Below are 19901 nucleotides of genomic sequence, written 5' to 3'. Positions count from 1 at the left end.
TTGCGCCTAAAAAATCACCCAGCAAAAGAAAAGAGGTGCAAGGGGCACCTCCAGATTGACGCTGAGACTTAGTCGTTACTAAAGTCTTCCTCGTTTTCTTTTGGGCATACTGTCGGGTAGCATTTAAATACTTCTCTTAAGCCACGAAATACGCCAATGTGCAGTACTGAGCGGTGATTTTCGTCATGAGTAATGTCGTAGCGGATTGTCGTTGTGTCAGTATCAATTAGGTGATTTGCGGTGTCGTCAATGGCTTTGATATGCGCTAGGTATAGCGCTTGATGCTCAGGTGGGATATTTTCTTCATGAGCCGCAACTATATACACTGAAAGTGCTTTTTCATCGAGAGAGTCCTGTGCGTCATCAATCCATTTCGCAACTATGCTGTTATCCCACCACAGAGACGGATCAATTGCGACATAGCCTTTGAATAGCGGCTGTAGTTGCTCCGATAACAAACTGGTGATAGTAAATAACCCGCCTAAAGAGTGGCCAGAGAGTACTCTAAATTCATCGGTTCTGTATGTGTTATCTACAAATGGGATCACTTCGTTTTTAATAAAGGTTTTAAGATTCTGGCTTTGTCCAGAAGCCTCAGGTGTGGGGCTATTTTTTGGTACCGTTGGTGTTAAATCTCGAACTCTGTGGTGGCGAGTATTGATCGCTACTAAAATGGCTTGCGGTAACATGTTGGAGCGCTGCAAAAACCACATATTGTGGCCCGTTAAGTACTGCAAGTTTTCGCCATCGGTGGTGTAAACAACAGGGTATTGCTTTTCACTATTTTCTGGTGCGTGGTAGTCTTCCGGTAGAATAACCCAGACTTTTCGCGCTTCACCCAAAACAGCTGACTGGATTGTATGCTCGGTAGGTAGATGCTCATATTTGTAGTCAAGGTAAGAGGCTTGAGCAAACAAGCTCAATACGCACAGTAGTGCAAAAGCAATATGCTTCATAAATTAACTCCTTTGTTTTGTTATGAGTAGGACGAAGATACGAAGTATATTTTTAACTGGTATGCAAAGTTATTGGTGTTGTCGAGTGTGGTGAACGTATATCTAAGTTTGTCGCCATGTGAAGAGATTAAAAGCTGGTAGCAGTAATTTATTGTAAAGACTCGCAATCTAGGTAGACTGGCAACAGTTTATTTAGTTGGATATGGTTATGGACAATCGAAAAATTTTGCAAGATTTCCCAAAAGTTGAACTGGGTTTTTTCCCAACACCCGTTGTTAAGCTCACTAATTTGTCTCGCCATTTAGGTGGCCCAGAGATTTTAATGAAACGTGACGACTTAACAGGCCTAGCATTGGGAGGGAATAAAACCAGAAAGCTAGAATATATTCTTGGTGATGCGTTAGCCAAAGGGTGTGACACCGTCGTAACCGCGGGGGCGCAACAATCGAATCATTGCAGGCAAACAGCTGCAGCGGCGGCAAAACTCAATATGTCATGCCATTTATTGTTAGGTGGCGACAAACCAGATGAGGCAACTGGTAACCTACTACTCGATACCTTATTTGGTGCCCAGCTCCATTACTGTAAAGACAACCGCAAAGGGGAAGATATTCCTCGCCTTATTGAAGACTTGAAATCTCAAGGTCGCAAACCTTATGTGATCCCATACGGCGGCTCAAATGAACTTGGGGCGATTGGGTTTGTTGAAGCGGGCCTTGAGCTGGCTACGCAAATAGACACGGACACACTAAGTCAGGTGTTTTTCGCATCCAGCTCTGGCGGTACTCATGCTGGGCTGATGATTGCAAGGTCTATACTGGAACATCAATATATGCTCACAGGGATTCAAATTGATAAAGCTGAATCGAGCGCTGGAGAATTTAAGCAAAGTGTATTGGCGCTGGCAAATTCAACATCAGACGCGCTTAATTTAAGCCAAGTATTTAACCAAGAAGACGTGATATTGGATGATGGTTATCTTGGCGCTGGTTATGGAATATTGAATGAGCGAGAAAAGTCAGCGATTCAACTGTTAGCAAAAACCGAAGGGATACTATTAGACCCTGTTTATACTGGGAGGGCATTTGCAGCAATGCTGGATAAAATAGGCTCAGGTAAGTTGGTCAGTGGTCAACAAGTTTTGTTTTGGCATACCGGTGGAGCCCCCTCAGTGTTTGCCTACGCTGATAAGCTGCTCTGAACGTATAACAGGGCATACAGTGCCTGGCCTTAGTTGTTTTTGCAGCCCCGTCAGCTTGGTTGCATTTGTTATTGGATTACGATAACTTGACGGGCGCTGGCTTGATCCCCCAGCACTAAAGCACTTCATTGTTCCGTGCATATTGACCCTCATTTTTACAACATGGCGGTTTGCCTGTTGATTTTCAAAATATTTAAACGAGTAATTAAACTAATTATGGCTGTTTTAGAAATTTTAACTGCACCAGATCCAAGATTAAAAATAAAAGCAAAAAAGGTAGAAGATGTTGCATCTATTCAGACGTTAATTGACGATTTGCTAGAGACCATGTACGCGACAAGCAACGGAATTGGGCTTGCTGCGACACAAGTTGGTCGAGAAGAAGCTGTTGTGGTGATCGATATTTCAGATGATCGAAACGATCCATTGATTTTGGTAAACCCAGAAGTATTTGAAGGTAAAAACAAAGAAAAAGGCCAAGAGGGCTGTTTGTCTGTACCTGACTACTTCGCTGAAGTTGAGCGTTTCACTTCGGTTACTGTAAAAGCGCAAGACCGCGACGGCAATCCAATTGAAGTTCAAAGTGATGAGTTTTTAGCGATTGTCATGCAGCATGAGATAGATCACCTTCATGGCAATTTATTTATCGACTATTTATCGCCTCTAAAGCAAAAAATGGCGATGAAAAAGGTGAAGAAATACCTTAAATTGCATGCTTAATGGCATGTAACAAACATCGAAGCAGCATGTTTATGCTGCTTTTGGCGTCGATGTAGTTAGGTTGGCGTTTAGTTTGAACGTCGATTATGGTTTTAAAAGCTTAAACGACTCTTAAAAATATAAACTCAAAAGGAGTATGAGGTGAATTACAAAAGCGTCATAGGACTAGTTTGTTTCATTGTGCTGTCAGGATGTGTGAGCCCCGCCAAATCAATTCATGTAGAAGCTTCTCAACCAGCCGCCAATCACACCCAAAGTACCGGCATTAAAATGTATTTTGGTTTATCAATTCCGACAGGCGGTGAAGTTACACCCCAGCAGTGGCAGCAATTTGAGTCAAATCAAGTGGCAAATACATTTACCGGGTTTAGCGTTACTGATTCGGTTGGCTACTATAAAGGAAAAAAGGAACATGCTAAGGTCATTACAATATATAACGCGTCAGCAGCGGATATTGAAGCGGCCAACCAATTAGGCAAACAGTACGCTCAACTATTTAATCAGGACTCTGTGTTGGTGGTATTACTTGACGTTGCCCAGATCCGATTTGTCACTAAGGAATGAAACATGTCTCAGCAGCGCACCGTTCATGATTATTTAATGGCAAAGCCTTTTAGTGGTGTAAGCCAACCTTTTGGTGAAGGGGTGGACGTATATAAAGTTAAAGGCAAAATGTTTGCTACGCTTTCCCCTGAAAAAATGCGTGGAACTCAGTCTCAAAGCACGACATGGTGGTTAAACTTAAAGTGTGATCCGCACGAAGCCTTGATGCTTAGAGATATTTTTGATGCGGTGATACCGGGCTACCATATGAACAAACAGCATTGGAATACGATTATTTTAGACGGTACAGTGCCCAAAGGTGAAATAGAGCGAATGATTGACAACTCCTATTTACTGGTGGTTAAAAAAATGCGTAAAAGTGAGCAAAATGCAATCCTGCTACATTTATAATTGTCTTGCTCGAATTTTAATCAAGTTGATAATGTCAAAGTAAATATGAACTAAATATATACATCAGCCTCTAATGTACACTGTACAACCAAGGAGGTTTTCTATGTTTCCCATTGACGTTTTTCTTGCCTATACATCAGCGTGTATTTTATTAGTTATCTCACCGGGCCCAGATAATATTTTAGCCATTGCTAGAGGCGTTAGCCAAGGTAAACTCGCAGCCTGTGTTTCTGCTTGGGCGTCTGGTGTTGGGATCTTATTTCATGTTTTTGCGGCAACAGCTGGCCTCACGCTATTGCTGCAAACATCTACCCTTGCTTTTTATGTCGTAAAATTTATTGGTGCGAGTTATCTCATTTGGTTGGGCATAAAAGTAATTCGTAATCAAAACTTGATTGCTATTGAGCCTGTTAAAGCCAAACCATTAAGTTCAATTTTTGCGACAGGCTTTTTATCTGCTGCATTAAATCCCAAGCCCGGCATATTTGTGCTCGCATTCGTCCCTCAGTTTGTCAATCCAGCGCTTGGTAGTGTGTCTCTTCAAATGCTGGGATACGGCATTTGGTTTGCGTTACTCACAAGTATTGGTTTTGCACTGATGGGGATATTTTCAACTCAACTTAAAAACATCCTAAAAAATCGACCAAAAGTGTTGCAGGGTTTAAACATTTCCGCTGGCGTCACCTTTGTTAGTTCAGGTCTAGCTGTTGCATTAATGAAACAGCGGTAGGAAAAGCTTTGGCGTTTAATGCCCGTCGTTGTGAGCTTGCCCGCAATCCATGTTGATGCTGAGGATATTCGCATTTTTAAGGTTGTCGTCCTGAACTCGCTGCGCTCGCTGTCATTAGTACTTTGCACTTTGGACCCTGAAACGAGTTCAGGGTGACGAGGGGGAGGAAAAGCTTTGGCGTTTAATCCCCGTCATTGTGGGCTTGCCCCGCAATCCATGTTGATGCTTAGGATATTCGCATTTTTAAGGTTGTCGTCCTGAACTCGCTGCGCTCGCTGTCATTAATACTTTGCACTTTGGACCCTGAAACGAGTTCAGGGTGACGAGGGGGAGGAAAAGCTTTGACGCTTAATACCTGTCATTGTGGGCTTGCCCCGCAATCCATGTTTATTGACGCAGTGTTGTTTTAGAGGTGACAGCCTTAGCGGCTGTTAAACTAGCTCATTTCACCTTGCGCAAAAGAACCGTACTCACTGGGGTTGCAGTCGGTTTCTTTTGCACTATGGACCTGAAACGAGTTCAGGGTGACGAGGGAGGGGAATGCTGCCACGTTCAATACCTGTCATTGTGGGCTTGCCCCGCAATCCATGTTGATGCTGAGGATATTCGCATTTTTAAGGTTGTCGTCCTGAACTCCCTGCGCTCGCTGTCATTAACACTTTGCACTTACTTCACCTTGCGCAAAAGAACCGCGCTCACTGCGTTCGCTGTCGGTTTCTTTTGCACTTTGGACCCTGAAACGAGTTCAGGGAGACGAGGGGGAGGAAAAGCTTTGACGCTTAATACCTGTCATTGTGGGCTTGCCCCGCAATCCATGTTTATTGACGCAGTGTTGGTTTTAGGTGTGACAACCTTAGCGGCTGATAAACTTGCTCATTTCACCTTGCGCAAAGTAAATGAACTCGCTGCGCTCGCTGTCATTAGTACTTTGCACTTAGTTGCGTGATTTTTGTAACTACTTTCACTTTTCGTTACAAATTACATGTGTAATTTGTTGGCCTACCGAAGGTTTTTCTTTAGTGTATCTGAAAAAGTTCCAGGAGAGACTAATAATGTACAAATCAATTCTCGCGATTTCAGTTGCCGCTATTTTGGCTGGATGCCAAGCAAGTAATGTTAGTTCACAGGCTAACCCATCAGCTACACAGGCCCCAAAAAGCATACAAGCAAGCGTAGAAACAGAGTCGCAAAGATTAAATGCGTGGTTTGCAGACAAATACGAACAACAATTACAAATGAGCCCAATGACCATGACTGTTTATGGTCGCAAGGATAAATACGACGAAATTGACGATGTATCATTGAAGGCTGCTAAACGCAATTTAACTTGGCTAGCAGGCACGGTTGCCGAGCTAAGGTCGCAATTTGACTACAGTAAATTAGACGCTGAAGCGAAGATATCATACGACTTATGGATTTATGATTATGAGCAAGAAAAGCTAGATTTTAAGTTTTCTGAGAACGAGTATGTATTCAATCATATGTTTGGGATCCAGTCTTGGTTTGCTCAATTTATGATTAACTTCCATAAAGTTGATACTTTGGCAGACATGCACGCTTATAATAGCCGCTTAGTAAAGGGTTCTGAAGCACTCGAGGAGCTTCTTGAGCAAGCTCAGGATAAAGCCAAAAAGGGCGTAAGGCCACCTAAGTTTTCTTATGAAGGTGTGATAACGCAGTCAAAAAACATCATAACGGGTGCTCCTTTCTCTGACAGCGAAAATGATGCGCCATTGTGGGCAGATGCGAAGAAAAAAGTTCAAAAGCTGGTTGATGATAAAAAAATCACACAGGCTGAAGCGGACAAAGTATTAGATGAGACTAGATCGGCACTGACAGGCGTGTTTAATAAGAGCTATTCAAACTTAATTGATTGGTTTGAAAAAGACATGGCAAATCTAAAACAACAAGATGGTTATGGTGTTGGCGATCAACCAAATGGTAAAGCGTTTTATAACTACAGACTTGCCAATCAGACTTCAACAAGCTTAACCTCGGATCAAATTCACCAAATAGGCCTTGATGAAGTCGCTCGTTTACAAAGCGAGATGCTAAAAATCGTCAAGCAGGTCGGATTTAAAGGGTCATTGGAAGAGTTTTTTGAGTTTTTCCGTAATGATCCGCAGTTCTTCTATGAAAACAACGATACAGGAAGACAAGGGTACATTGACGATTCAATCGCGTACCTAGATGACATTAATGAAAAGCTGCCGGCGTATTTTGGTATTTTACCAAAATCAGAATTGGTGGTTAAACGCGTTGAGTCGTTCCGCGAACGCCCGGGTGCAGCTCAGCACTACATGCCAGGCACAAAAGATGGCTCTCGTCCGGGTGTATACTATGCACACTTAATTGATATGACGAGTATGCCGAAAAACACAATGGAGTCAATCGCGTACCATGAAGGTAACCCGGGGCATCATATGCAATTGTCAATTGCCCAAGAGCTTGAAGGGATCCCTGAGTTTAGAACAAAAGCGCACTTTACTGCTTACTCTGAAGGGTGGGGTTTGTACTCTGAGCAACTCGCAAAAGAAATGGGTGCGTACCAAGATCCGTACAGTGACTTTGGACGCTTATCAAATGAAATGTGGCGCGCGGTGAGGCTGGTGGTTGATACGGGTATTCACGCGAAAGGGTGGTCTGAAGAAAAGGCAGTGTCTTATTTTAAATCGAACGTGCCAATTCAAGAAACGGCTGTTCGCTCTGAAATTCGCAGGTATATGATCATGCCAGGTCAGGCTACATCATATAAAGTAGGAATGATTAAGATCTTAGAGCTGCGTGAAAATGCCAAGCGTGAACTAGGAAACAAATTTGACATAAGAGGGTTCCACGACACGGTATTAGGTGGTGGTGCAATGCCATTGTCCATTCTTGAAAGACGTGTTAATGCGTGGGTTGATGAGCAAAAGCGTTCATAAATACCCTAAAAATCCAATAAATATAAAAAGTGCACACCTTTAAAAGCGTGTGCATTTTTTGTTGGTAGCATTTAGTTTTTTCTAAAAGCACTCTGATTTTTATATTGTTTTTCCAAATCGTTCGATTATTAATTAAATCATGCTTTGATTATGTACAGTTCTAACAGGCTTAGTATAAAGCCATATGTGTAAAATATATTCGTTAAATACGCTTAGCTGTTAATGTCAGATTTATAAAAGCAAAAGGAATTGCGCGCGCGTTAGTGTTGGCTAACTCGTTTCTTTTGTGTGCTGTCGACGCAAACAAAATATAATAGGGATTACAATAATGAATGAATCAACAAATACAGAGTCAACTAATCCAGAAGTTGCAGAGCAACAGTTGGATGCTTCTTCAGAATTTGAGCAATATCAATTATCTAAAAAATGGCTGAAAAGATTTAAACTGCTGAAAAAGCTTGGTGCAGATTCTCAATCTATGTTTTCGATTATGAAAACGCCAGAATATAGAGGTTTATCAGCTTCGGAAAGAATCAGCATTTCACTTAATTTCTTTGTGTTTTTCTTTGGGCCTCTTTATTATTTGTTCAAAAAAATGTGGATGAAAGCTGGGTTTATGTTCGCGAGTATTTGGGTATTCAACAGCTTACTCACAGTACTTGAAGGCATACTTGGCTTTACATTTCCGGCAATTGTTTTTTGGGTTGTGCCACATGCTGTCTGTGCACAATTTGCATGTTATGACTATTATAAACACGTGACCGCAGAAGAAAAGATATGGCCTGAAGTGCCCGAGTTTTTCAAAAAACCTGTCGGTATTATTACTTATTTAGTTGCTTCATTCGTATTTTTAATGGTGTCTGTCGTGTTAACAACGGCATAATACTTTTTTAAAAAGGGGCAAAGCGGCCCCTTTAATATGTTAAAACTACGATTAACACATTACCGTGTTACAAGTATTGCAGGTTCTCTCTCTCACACTATTGCAGCGCTGAGTAACATTTGGGTCGGTACACACTGTTGATACCCAATCATTCGTAAATCCACCAGCGACCATAGGTGTTGCGCCTTTACCAACTGTTTTCGCATTTTTACTCAGTTGCTTATAGTTCTTTTTTACTAGTTTTAATTTCATAAGAGTCCTGCCTTAATTAATTTCTATGATTGATTTTAAAAATCAATCAAATGTTATTTAAATTGGTTTTAATTGTAAATGGTTGTTTGTTGGAATAATAAACTATTCCAACTCAATCCAGAGGAACAAATGTTGGCACAATCGACGCTACCAATACGAAAGCGAGTACGAGATTGAGTGCTCTAAAGTATTTTGGGTGTTTTATTAATTTGGAGAGCTTAGTACCCACCAATAACCAAGATAAAATACACGGCAAATTGATTAAACTAAAAACCACTGCAACCAACACAACTGAGCTAAAGTGTGTTGAAGGCGTATAAATAGTAATAGCAGACAGTGACATTGACCAAGCTTTAGGGTTGATCCATTGAAACATCACGGCTTCAAAAAAGGTCATAGGTTGCCCAGTAGAATGTGACTCAAATTCAAACGGTGTTGCGCTGGCAACTTTAAATGCAAGGTATAGTATGTATGCTGCACTAAGCCATTTTAAAACGTCATGCAGCATAACAAAACGTGTAAACAGCTCACCGATCCCCGCACCAACGAGCAATATCATCGCAGTAAAGCCAAGGTTTATTCCTAAAAGTAAGCTAATACAACGCCTTGCTCCAAACGTTAAACCTGAGCTGAGTAATATCAAGTTGTTTGGTCCCGGTGTGATTGACGATACAAAAGCAAATAAGCTCAGTGCGTAAAGTAGTTCATAAGTCATAGGTTGAATCTCTATTGAATTGATAAATCAATTTTAGTGATCAACATAAACAACTTTTCAGCGTAATTAGGTTTATTGATAGGTTTTTGCACAATTAAATTCACAATAAATGTTAAAATACGAATTTATCTTGTGTTTAGATAGGGGGAGCAGGCAAAAGTTGCTGTCATACCACCAGAAACCTGCATTGTGACAACAAGTGATGGGTAAAGGTTATTGACGAGATAAAGTGTGGAAAGCCTTATTATATTTTCCGTTGAAATAGGCGTTTTTAACTTTTGTTTTCGAGCAAGAGTCTATTAGATACTAAATTTTAACATAACAACTAAATGAAGTTTTACTATAGGAGGCGAATTAAAATTAGCATTGTGATTTACTACTTTATTACTGATTTTGCGTTAATTTTGACTCAATAAATATAATTATATTCATTTTTGGTTTTTTATGTGATTTTTATTTTTTAAATATGTGTGCTTGTGTTAATTTCTCGCAGCTTTTATTAAAAGGAGAAATGAAAGTTGTTAAAGTTTAAGTGTGCAAATATTGTGCTGCTTTCTTTTATTAGTTTTTCGTGTTTGGGGTTTTCATCCCAAAAACCCCGGATAGCTGATAATGAATTAGCATTTCACGTAAAAGGTGAAAAAGATAAAATATCTTGGACAAAAGTTGAGGGTGCAACTGAGTATGTCGTTAAGGCATATCCAGGTGATACAGTTTATCAAGCCCGATTTGGTCAAGGACCAATGAGCGAAGCCAGCCAGTTTAGTGGTGTTGGAAATATTTTTATCCCAGAATACAAATCCTATTCGAACTCAATTACCATTCCAAACCCCAGATCGGATGTGCGTTATTTAGTCGTACCCTGTAATCAATTTGGCTGTGCTGACGGCATTATTGCGGATCGTATACACGCGTCAATTTATCTACATGCGATTGAAGAGTTTTCTTATAGTAAAGGCGCGGTTTACCCTTGGGAGTCTGCAACAATACGCTGGAAAAGCAGCGGCGCTCATACCGTCAATCTTTTAAAAAATGGTGAAACTTATTTAACTAACTTACCAACAAGTGGAAGTGTACCTGTACGCATAAACGAAAGCACCGAATATACAGTTCAAACTGTGGGTGTGGGCAGTGTAAGAACACGATCGCGAACCCTATTATATAAACATGCCAAAATTGAGGCACCCATTAACGACAGTGGGTTTTTAATGCCACTGCGTAACTTGGGCATAGATATTATTCCACGCACTTTGGTTAAAGGTAGTAACCGCTATTTATTTGTCGCCGACAAAGCAAATAATCTGCATAAAGTTGATTACTCAAAAGCAAGCCCTGAACTAGTATGGTCAATTCCTTTGGGTGGTAAAGTCGTCAATAAACCTTTAGTCGAACAGGGCAACTTATATTTTGGTGTCAGTAAAATTGATGGCTCAGGAGATGTTTGCTCGTTAAATGTCAACTACTCGACTCGTAAATCCTGTAAAACAACAACCGATGCAGTGATAGCAGGTGCACTTGCTATGGATTTGTACTACGGGCCTCGCGTCGTTGGCAGTAGCATTATTTTTGTTAGCCACAAAGGGCTAGTACTTGAGTATGCGCCAAGACTGGTGGAATTGCGTAAAACATCGAACTTACCTGTGTCTATGTTGGATCAGTCAATTATTGCCACCCCGGCTATCAATCGCAGAGAAGGCCGTGTTTATTTCCAATATCAAGATGTTAATTCACAAGAGACCAAATTAACCTCTATTAAGTTTTCAAACAGCAGTGGTGGCGGTGGTTCAGAGCCTATTAACCCCGGCGATCCGGGTGGTGATCCTGGAGGCGATCCAGGTGGTCCCATTGTTGGACCGATTGACCCGCCAATGCTTTTTTCTGTAGCAGTGCCATTGCGAGCGCCGTCTAAGATGGAGGTGGCTGAATTTAATGAGCAGTCGGTAAATAACGACAATATGTTTGAAGTTGAGTGGACAGCCACAGTGCTTGATGACAGCAAACAGACAGGAGGTCAGCATGAGTAAATTTATTACTTTGTGTATCTATTTATTGATATGTGTTGGCTTTGTGGGCCAAGCAGCTGCCGAAAGTAAAGCGCGATTCTGTATCAAAGAACCTGAAACAGTAGTGCTCACAAACGGGCCACAGAATTTTACGATAAAACTGGCAAATCCACAGATGTTGTCAACAAAAACCGTGATCACCATGACAAATGGGGGAAAATCTCAAGTTATCGGACCCAACCCCAATCACGGTTATGAGGTGAACCTTAGATTTGATGTAGGCCAATATGATTTTGTGTCTGTTCATTCGTTTCCGAGCATAGAACAAGGGATGGTTACATGTAGAAAAACGCTATTTGTAGTAGAGCACTCGACACCTAGAATCTCTGTTGGACAAACGCCAGACGTCAATGATGCAACGAGAGTTACATTGACTGCCCGCGCGACGGACCCAGTCAATCCACTTAAATCGTTTTATGTGTGCGAAAGCAATAGTTTGGGTGCATGTAATAGTGGCGGATTTCGCCGTGACTTTGATCCAAGCGATAGCTCAAATCAAACTATCCCCCTGACTGTTGGCTATGAAAACCCAAGATATTTTAATTTCGTAGCAACAAATATCATTGATGAAGTAGAGTCAAAATCCATCACGGTAGACCCCGCAAAAGAGGTTGACACCCCAACCCAAGTCGCCTTAAAAATCTATAATACAAATGGCGATGAGCTCGCTAACAACACCGTAGTAAGTATCGGAACAGAAGTACATGCGGTGGTCAGTATTAATGACCCGGATACTCAGTTATCAAACTGGCCAATAAGTGCATCAATAAACGGGGGCGCTGCTGGTAAGGGTAGTTTACCCGGTATATCCGAAGAATTCCCATGTTTTGATGGAAAGCATAAACAACAAACCTCCTGTTATAAAACCTTTCCAGTTACTGAAGATACGACATTTACCGCAACTTCCGGTGATGGCACATCAAATACAATTCGTATTAAAACACCGTCTTTGCCGAATATTACTGAGACTAATTTATCCAGCACTTTGGTGACAGGTGATGAGAGCGTAACCTTGAGCTTTAAAGCCATGGACGCAGGTCGTGGGGTAGATAAAGATAAAGTCAATGTTTGTATTGTATCGGGTAACCAGTCTGACATCAGCAGCTGTGGTGACAATCATCAAATCAATTTGGCTGACGTAAACCCAATAAACGGCAATTACTCAGTTAAATTTTCAGCACCAGCTGTGGGGGCTAGTACCACCGACTATACAGTAGTAATTTTAGTCAAGGACAATGATGTAGATGAATGGGTGTCAAGCACTGTAGGGTTCTCAGTTTATAAGCCGATCGGAATCGGGTTGTCGAAAGTTCCCAGTGAAGAAGATGTCCATTTAAGAAATCAAACATATCAGCTCCATGTCACAATTGGTGCTTTGCATAGATCTCACGTTGGATTAGATATCGCTTCAGTTGAATTGTACACTTCAGGTAACTCTGACGTTGTTGTGGCCAGTGCAGTTGAGCAAGGTACTATACCTGATGTGGGTCGTGCAAAAGTTGTGGTGCTTAACTGGAAACCCGGAAATAAATTGGGTGACAGACAACTGTTTCGCGTGCGAGCTGAAATAAAGCCTGGCAATGGGCGTGCTAATATTAGTGACACAGAGACGACATATGAAAGTGCGAATGATTACTTTTTTTTACTAGAATCAGTAATACCCGCTACACCTACACTCAATATTATACCTAGTGCAGACGCGCCTGGGCATTTTACCATCACTATACCGCCAGTAAACTTCGCTGACAAATACGAAGTGTTTGAGCGCGCAAGCGAGAATACAGGTAATGACCTGAATGATGCGCAGCAATGGACTCCGTTACGGGATATTCACTTTAGTAGTGATAACCTGACAATTACAAAGTCTGTACAAAAAGCTTCAAATACGTTTAACCAAACCTTTACTTATTGTGCTGTAGCGCTTAATGGAGAATTGTCGAGCAGTAAAAGCTACAATAGCATCAAAGACCATTGTGCGACCTACACCAATAACAATGCAGGTGGCCTGCCATTAAAGCCTGTATTCAACGACATGAACGACATGCCAAGTGGCCCTTATACCTTGTCTTGGAAGTCTGAAGACCAAAGCAGTAGCTATGTAAGGTTTAAGTTAGAAAAAGAAATCGCAGTTGATGTATGGCAAACGCTGTTATCCAATTCTAAAGATACGTCTTTTCAGATCCTGAACCCTGCGATAACGCATAACGTAACATACATGATTAGCTCGTGTAATGTGAATATTGCCGATGAATCAAAGCGGTGTATCAAAGGGAGCCAATTAACTATTCAACATGCTCCACCAGTGATTAGTTTCGCTAAAATGTGTGCATCAGGGGGCTGTTTAGAGGTGCAGGGAACTGGCTTTCATCAGCAAGGGCAGATTTCGATTCAAGAAAATCTCACAGCAATTCCACATCAAATCGATGCCAGTACAGTGTCCCTTACAACAGCCGCCAATGGTGTTCAAACTTTACAGTTCCCGCTGCCTGAGAGAGCCGAGCGTGCATACCACCAAGGCGGGATCTCAGTTGGCGTAAAAAACAAGTTTATTAACAGCCCAATGGCTGAATACAGCACTGGCGAAAATATTGGCGAAGTCATAGATCCCCTCAACCACACACCGACATTAGGGCAAAGTGGCCAAATCTATGTGGGTATGGGCAATCAATTATGTGCTTTTAATGGCCAAAATCGACGTTGGTGTAATACAACGGGCGGGTTTTTGTCTTCTCGTGCAGTTGTGACAACAGCGGGAATTGGCACCGACGTGGTTTTTGCCGGATCCCGTGATCATAGTATTTATGCTTGGAGCCAAAATGGTACACAGCTATGGAAAAACACCACGCAAGGTGCGATAGAAGCCGAAGGGTTACTGGTCGGTAAAAAGCAAACAGATGCTACGCTATTTTACGGCTCTGACGATGGGGCTTTATATGCGCTTAACGCATTAGATGGTAAAACCAAATACGTATACAAATTAGGTGCACGTACCATTCAAAAGCCTATGTTGGTGGGCGATAATGAAATTTGGGTCACAACCGCAGGGGATCAGCTGCATGTAATAAAGCGCGGCAGCGCTGGGGTTGATAAGCTCAGTTGGGGCGACTTGAAAGACTCACCATTACTTGACGGGTTTAATAAAGACATCCCAGCGGGCTGGGTGCCGACCAATGACGACCATGATGCGACATATACTCTGTTGAGACTTGGCTATGTCATCTTACAACGTGAATTGAGCCGCTTTGAGTTGTCGTTTTTGACCTACGCGAGACGTTACAATAACGTAACTCTGCAAGAGGTTGTCGACGCAATGTTGCAATCGGAAGAAGGAAGGCGCAACTACCCCGAAAGCCTAAGCAGCAGCGATTTTTATGACGCAATCAGTAACGCTATCTTTTTTGTGATAAGGCAGGAGGTCGCAGGTCTTAGCCGTGCAAACTGGATCGGTCAGCTAAACGGGAGCTTATCAAGAACAGAGTTTATCATTACTTTGATACGTTCTTTTGAGGTTTCAGAGCGATACAAGCCAGTGGTCAGAAGTTCGTTATTTTATTACTACGGTATCTGTCATGATCCTAGTCAGTGTGAGTTTACAACTGACTCAGACGGTGATGGAGTGAGTGACTGGTTGGAGCCTGTATTGGGTACAAATAAATATGACCCAAGAGATGGTTTGATCACACCACCTACCCTGACTTTAAGTCAAGTAGAGGCTGGCAGGCTGTCAGCGTCCATGACATACCATAAAAATATTGACTATTTCGAACTCCATAACCCAGCGGATAACGCAGGGCCAACCGTGTTGGCTGCGAGTAATAAAACAGCGTCTACTAGCTTAGTTTACCCCAATGGCAGTCATACGTTTTTTGCCAAAGCCTGTATTGAAAAAGAAGTGACGTTAGATGGACATACCAGTATTCATCGAGCGTGTTCTCGACCATCTGGCACACAGGTTATTGAGATCTCAAACAGTACGATCCAAGGACAAATTCATCCACTGTCTGTCCCTAGCAGGGCCGCGATTTATCAAGGACCAAGCCTAGACCAGCTCGTACAGCATCACAGTTTAGCCACCACAACCGGTAGCTTTAGGGTGAATGAACAAGGTGCGGCTACCTATTCAATTCCGCTACCACTACCAACGGGTATAGCAGGTGTTACACCTGAGGTTGCGTTAACTTATAGCAGTCAATCGGGTCCGTCATCAGTGGCATTTGGTTGGCAGTTATCCGCAGGGTCTAGTGTCACACGTTGCCGACAGACAAAATTGCACGATGGTAAATTTGAGGCAATAAAACCGTGGAGTGCTGGCAACGACAGGTATTGCCTTGATGGAAGTCGGCTTATTCTTTCCAATGATGTAACTGAAGGTGAAGTTGGCGCAGAGTATCGCAGTGAATTAGACTCACAAATTAGAGTTGTAGTAGAGGCACCTGCACTATCAGGTACCAAACAGTTTGCAGTATACGGAAAAGATGGCAGTAAGCGTATTTACGGCGGCTCGCCGGACAGTGAGCTAGGTGGTACGTCATCTCACGGTTGGTTGCTTCGCCAAAGTATGGACCGAGTCGCTGCACGTGGTGATGGCACAGCCCACAATATTGTTCATTATCATTACAGTAAAGGGGACGATAAGCATAAATTTCTTGGCAATCTTGAAACCGTTCTGAGTAAAATTGAATACAGCGGTAACGTAGATGGTTCTGAAAAATACAGCGTTAAGTTTGGCTACAAAAAGGGCGCGGCTCGACACCTAGCATATGACTACTCAGCGGCAAATAAAGCCATGGTTTCACAAGCTGAGTTGACTTATATTTCTATCAATAAAGGGAGTGAAACACTCAACTGGTTTGACCTTGGGTTTGAGCAGGCTGGGAATGGTGCTCGGTTGCTAAAAAGTATCAGAGAATGCACAAATAACCATTTAGAAGTATGTAAAAAGCCAGTGGAGTTTGACTATTCACAAAGCTTTGAGCAGCCTCAGCTCTTAACCTCAGTAACACTAGCAAGCGCACCTGCCAACAAAAAAGTGGTAGCGACCTCAATTGTTGACTTGCTAGGTAATGGTAGGCCGACATTAGTGAGCTTGGCCCAAACCGACAACGCACTGCAACATGAGCTGTGTATCATTGAATCTCAATCCGTAAAAAACTGTACATTGATAGAAACCAACAACACGGCCGATAATGTCGAGATGTTAGCGTTGGATAAAGAAGACAATGGTAGACAAGGGTTACTGATCAGGACTTCAAATCGTAGAAGTGATGCAAACAATAAGTGGGCTTACTTCACCTATGATGGAAGTAGATGGGACAGCTCAGGGATCGCTGGTAGTGTCACTGCAAATACGCTCAGACTTGGCGACATTAATGGAGATGGTTTTTCTGATCTGCTTTACACAGGTGGGCAAGGTTATTACACCTACAAGCAAGTCTGGACTCAAGACCTTAAGGACTTCTCACCCGTTCAAGAGACTGTGTCAATTCGATACCCTAGTGATGACAAACCGTTTTATTTGTTGGATGTGAACTTTGACGGGTTAGCGGACGTCGTAACATCAAAATGCGCAGATTCAGGCTGTACTACTAAAGATAAAGAAGACGTTGTGCTTGTGCATTTCAACCAATACGACTCTGGAGTTGATGAGCATAAATTTGGCGACAGTAAAGTCTTGAATCTTGTACACAGCCGATTAATGCCAATGGACATAAATGGCGATGGCATTATTGATTTTGGCTATGTTAACGAGGATAAACAATGGGCCTTTTCACTTTTAAAGCCGTATTCCGGCAGTTACCTTACAAAAAGTACTGAGATCACCTTAGAATCTCCATCAAATGTAGATATCAAACCTGAAAAAACGAATATACCGCCAATACAAGCAGACCTAGATAAAGACGGAATAACTGAGCTTTATGTAGCAGGGTTTAATAAGCAAACGATAAAATTCGCTTTGTATCGATACGACTGGGACCCAGCTACAAGTGCTTTCACGTTGTATGATCATTGGCCTGTATATAATTTACCTGACTGGCCTCAGGTTACTGATAATATATTCTTTTTGGATTATGACCATGATGGTGTTGATGAGCTTATATTGAATATGGGCAATCAACTACAGGTCAAGGAGGCGATATATAGAGCTGATCCACCGAATATACTAAAAAGGGTAACCCAAGGTTACGGTAACCAAACCGAGATTAAGTATGGTTTAGCGTCAGATCCTAATCTGTATACACTAGGAGAGCACAGCAAAACAGAGGCACTTGCTCAGCAGTCAAATACACGTGTGGATGATTTGTATGGCGGTGCGTTTTTAGTAGAACGGGTAACAACGGGTTCGCAGCAAACGATTGATGATGTCACTTCAGATATTGGCTTGGCGGTTGATTACCATTATGAAGGTGCCCGTATTCAATTTGGTGGCAGAGGCTCATTGGGCTTTGAGGCGCTGACGACAACCACCCAAAAAGACGGGATCACCTTTAAAACCAGAACAGAGTACAGCCAAGCGTTTCCATTTATTGGTATGCCAACGCGCACGCTTAAAACCATGACGGTTGATAACACCAATTTAGTGATAAGTGACGCAAAAAATGATTATCAATACCATGTTAATGGCTGTGACAACGCAACTGGCACATGTGTGTACAACAATGACAAGGTGCCAGATTATTTTGCTGTGTATGCACATAATAGTCGTGAATGTTCTGCTCGCATGGACGTATCGTATGAGGGGGCTATTCAATATGGGATCTCTGGTTATAACTGTAGTAACACCATTACCCAGCAAGACCAGTTTGCCAATGTAACAAACATAACGGTAAGCCAATACGATGCAGCAAGCGTCAGTGACTTTATAAGCAACACCAGTGGCCAATTGTTGTCGACTGTGACAACCAACAATACTTACTACACCAGTGATGACTGGCTAGAGTTAGGGCGTTTACATAAAGTGGATGTCACAACTACACGCACCGGTGTGTCAACGCCGTTGGTTAAAAGCAGTGAGTTTACTTACCACGCTGGCGGCGCCCTCGATGGCATGCTTACATCGGAGGTGATAAACCCGCAAGGTAACTGTGAGACGTATCTAAAAACCAGTTACGGCTACGACGCAGTGGGCAATGTGATCAGTAAAGAAACCAGCGGAAAAACGCAAGGTTGCTCTGGTAACGCCGCGCGCAAAACGCAGACAAGCTATGATGTAAATGGTCGTTATGTAAAAAGTAAGGCACTTGTTGAGCCTTCATCACAGGCAGACTCACAATCTACCTCAGAGATAATAACGACCAACATAATTAGTCGTAATAAATTTGGCCAAGTCACGGTGTCCAAAAATACGGATGGCGTTTACCAATACAGCAAATATGATGACTTTGGTGGCGCAATTGGCAGTTATTCTGCAACCGGTGCTCAGCAGTATACAGTGCGCGCTGCGTGTCCATTTGATGTCGACAACTGTGCAGTGGCAATTAACAGCTATAAGAATAAAGAGCTTTTAAGCCAGAAGTTTTTAGATAAACAAGGTCGAGAAATTGGCAGTAAAGTACTAACAGCGGGTAATCAATGGCTTTATTCAAAGCAGCATTATGATGCATGGGGTCGAGTTGTTAAGCAGTTACCTGCGGGTTTGCAAAGCTCCGAGACTATCTATGATGTTTTTGATAATCCGGTCAAGGTTACAGACAATAATACCGGCCTTGTGACGACACTGAATAAAACGGGTCGCACAGCCACTAGCACTGTAACGGGTAATGTGCCAGACAATACACAAACCCAAACGACAACGTTTAACGTTCACGGTGAAAAAGCGACTGAAACCGACAATGCCGGTAATGTGTTAACTTACACATACAATATTCTTGGCAAAGTGGTACAAGTTAGGTCAAGTGCTGATAACAATAAAGTACTGATTGAGAACAGCTATAACTTACTTACTGGCTTAAAGGTAAGCCAAACCGACTTAGACAGCGGTACATGGACCTATGACTACAATGCATTTGGGGATTTGACAAAACAAACAGATGCTAACGGTAATGTACAAGCTTTTGGCTACGATGGTTTTGGTCGCAAAACATCTCATGATGTTAACGGTGCACGCGTAGCGACTTGGGTGTATGACACAGATAAAAAGCATCGTTTAGCGTACGAATATACCAGTGACTGGTCAAAAGGTTACATTTACGATGGGTTTGGTCGCAATGTTGCCTCAGTCACCGACTTTGATAGCACGGCGCTAGACTGTAAAAACATCGCTAATGTCTCGTATGAACCCTCAAGTAAAGACGTGCGAATATCTTCTGATCTTGCATCTGTTGATAGCAGCCAGTGTGTTGTTCAACTGACAACGTTTGATGAATTTGGCAGGGTGTTCCAACAGTTTGATGACTATCGTCGACTCAAACAAAGAAATGAATACATAGAAGCACAAGGTGTTCATTTTACCTATCGAGCGGGCCAAGTTGTCATAAAGAAAGAAGCAAGAGAGGGTGCTAACGGC

General features: G+C 42.3%; 13 protein-coding genes. 10 read left to right on the top strand and 3 right to left on the bottom strand.

Annotated elements, in window-relative coordinates:
* Positions 1 to 68: 68 nt before the first annotated feature.
* Complete coding sequence (locus MHN81_RS27310; RefSeq protein WP_023398580.1) at positions 69 to 956, bottom strand: alpha/beta hydrolase-fold protein; 888 nt, start codon at positions 954 to 956, stop codon at positions 69 to 71.
* A 208-nt stretch (positions 957 to 1164) separates the two neighbouring features.
* On the opposite strand from MHN81_RS27310, the gene MHN81_RS27305 reads away from it, so the two are divergent.
* The 8 genes from MHN81_RS27305 (at position 1165) to MHN81_RS27270 (ending at position 8368) form a co-directional block, all read left to right on the top strand.
* Positions 1165 to 2157, top strand: a complete 993-nt coding sequence (locus MHN81_RS27305) for a D-cysteine desulfhydrase family protein (protein ID WP_239427311.1) — start codon at positions 1165 to 1167, stop codon at positions 2155 to 2157.
* A 216-nt stretch (positions 2158 to 2373) separates the two neighbouring features.
* Entirely contained in the window at positions 2374 to 2877 is a 504-nt protein-coding gene (gene def / locus MHN81_RS27300; RefSeq protein WP_239427310.1) for a peptide deformylase, read from the top strand.
* Positions 2878 to 3018: 141 nt separating this feature from the next.
* Entirely contained in the window at positions 3019 to 3441 is a 423-nt protein-coding gene (locus tag MHN81_RS27295; protein ID WP_239427309.1) for a DUF3574 domain-containing protein, read from the top strand.
* A gap of 3 nt (positions 3442 to 3444) precedes the next feature.
* A complete protein-coding gene (locus MHN81_RS27290) occupies positions 3445 to 3831 on the top strand; it encodes an MmcQ/YjbR family DNA-binding protein (protein ID WP_023398585.1) in 387 nt (128 codons plus the stop codon).
* 103 nt (positions 3832 to 3934) lie between these two features.
* Positions 3935 to 4561 (top strand): LysE family translocator, encoded by a 627-nt coding sequence (locus MHN81_RS27285; RefSeq protein WP_023398586.1) that lies wholly within the window; start codon positions 3935 to 3937, stop codon positions 4559 to 4561.
* Between the two features lie 502 nt (positions 4562 to 5063).
* Positions 5064 to 5507, top strand: a complete 444-nt coding sequence (locus MHN81_RS27280; RefSeq protein WP_239427308.1) for a hypothetical protein — start codon at positions 5064 to 5066, stop codon at positions 5505 to 5507.
* A gap of 106 nt (positions 5508 to 5613) precedes the next feature.
* Positions 5614 to 7485, top strand: coding sequence for a DUF885 domain-containing protein (locus MHN81_RS27275; protein WP_239427307.1), 1872 nt, complete (start codon positions 5614 to 5616; stop codon positions 7483 to 7485).
* 328 nt (positions 7486 to 7813) lie between these two features.
* Positions 7814 to 8368, top strand: a complete 555-nt coding sequence (locus MHN81_RS27270; RefSeq protein ID WP_239427306.1) for a DUF2628 domain-containing protein — start codon at positions 7814 to 7816, stop codon at positions 8366 to 8368.
* A gap of 51 nt (positions 8369 to 8419) precedes the next feature.
* Here the strand turns inward: MHN81_RS27270 and MHN81_RS27265 are convergent, their stop codons facing one another.
* Together MHN81_RS27265 and MHN81_RS27260 are read right to left on the bottom strand one after the other, a co-directional pair.
* On the bottom strand, positions 8420 to 8620 hold the full coding sequence (locus tag MHN81_RS27265) for a hypothetical protein (RefSeq protein ID WP_023400192.1): 201 nt from the start codon (positions 8618 to 8620) through the stop codon (positions 8420 to 8422).
* A gap of 112 nt (positions 8621 to 8732) precedes the next feature.
* Positions 8733 to 9335: a LysE family translocator gene (locus MHN81_RS27260; protein WP_239427305.1), complete on the bottom strand. Its 603-nt coding sequence runs from the start codon at positions 9333 to 9335 to the stop codon at positions 8733 to 8735.
* Positions 9336 to 9853: 518 nt separating this feature from the next.
* Here MHN81_RS27260 and MHN81_RS27255 point away from each other — a divergent pair.
* Together MHN81_RS27255 and MHN81_RS27250 are read left to right on the top strand one after the other, a co-directional pair.
* Positions 9854 to 11359 (top strand): PQQ-like beta-propeller repeat protein, encoded by a 1506-nt coding sequence (locus MHN81_RS27255; protein ID WP_239427304.1) that lies wholly within the window; start codon positions 9854 to 9856, stop codon positions 11357 to 11359.
* Positions 11352 to 19901: PQQ-binding-like beta-propeller repeat protein (locus MHN81_RS27250; protein WP_275447113.1), on the top strand; the 8550-nt coding region annotated here is incomplete at its 3' end. The genes MHN81_RS27255 and MHN81_RS27250, both read left to right, overlap by 8 nt.

Source organism: Pseudoalteromonas sp. Of7M-16 (assembly GCF_022347805.1).
Lineage (GTDB): Bacteria > Pseudomonadota > Gammaproteobacteria > Enterobacterales > Alteromonadaceae > Pseudoalteromonas > Pseudoalteromonas luteoviolacea_F.
The sequence above is the reverse complement of the archived record's forward strand: the minus strand, read 5'-3'. Positions and strand labels throughout refer to the sequence as shown.

What these genes read in the sequence shown, in the direction of transcription:
- MHN81_RS27310 (WP_023398580.1), bottom strand. Translation starts at nt 956, where the DNA reads ATGAAGCATATTGCTTTTGCACTACTGTGCGTATTGAGCTTGTTTGCT.
- MHN81_RS27305 (WP_239427311.1), top strand. Translation starts at nt 1,165, where the DNA reads ATGGACAATCGAAAAATTTTGCAAGATTTCCCAAAAGTTGAACTGGGT.
- def (WP_239427310.1), top strand. Translation starts at nt 2,374, where the DNA reads ATGGCTGTTTTAGAAATTTTAACTGCACCAGATCCAAGATTAAAAATA.
- MHN81_RS27290 (WP_023398585.1), top strand. Translation starts at nt 3,445, where the DNA reads ATGTCTCAGCAGCGCACCGTTCATGATTATTTAATGGCAAAGCCTTTT.
- MHN81_RS27285 (WP_023398586.1), top strand. Translation starts at nt 3,935, where the DNA reads ATGTTTCCCATTGACGTTTTTCTTGCCTATACATCAGCGTGTATTTTA.
- MHN81_RS27280 (WP_239427308.1), top strand. Translation starts at nt 5,064, where the DNA reads ATGGACCTGAAACGAGTTCAGGGTGACGAGGGAGGGGAATGCTGCCAC.
- MHN81_RS27275 (WP_239427307.1), top strand. Translation starts at nt 5,614, where the DNA reads ATGTACAAATCAATTCTCGCGATTTCAGTTGCCGCTATTTTGGCTGGA.
- MHN81_RS27270 (WP_239427306.1), top strand. Translation starts at nt 7,814, where the DNA reads ATGAATGAATCAACAAATACAGAGTCAACTAATCCAGAAGTTGCAGAG.
- MHN81_RS27265 (WP_023400192.1), bottom strand. Translation starts at nt 8,620, where the DNA reads ATGAAATTAAAACTAGTAAAAAAGAACTATAAGCAACTGAGTAAAAAT.
- MHN81_RS27260 (WP_239427305.1), bottom strand. Translation starts at nt 9,335, where the DNA reads ATGACTTATGAACTACTTTACGCACTGAGCTTATTTGCTTTTGTATCG.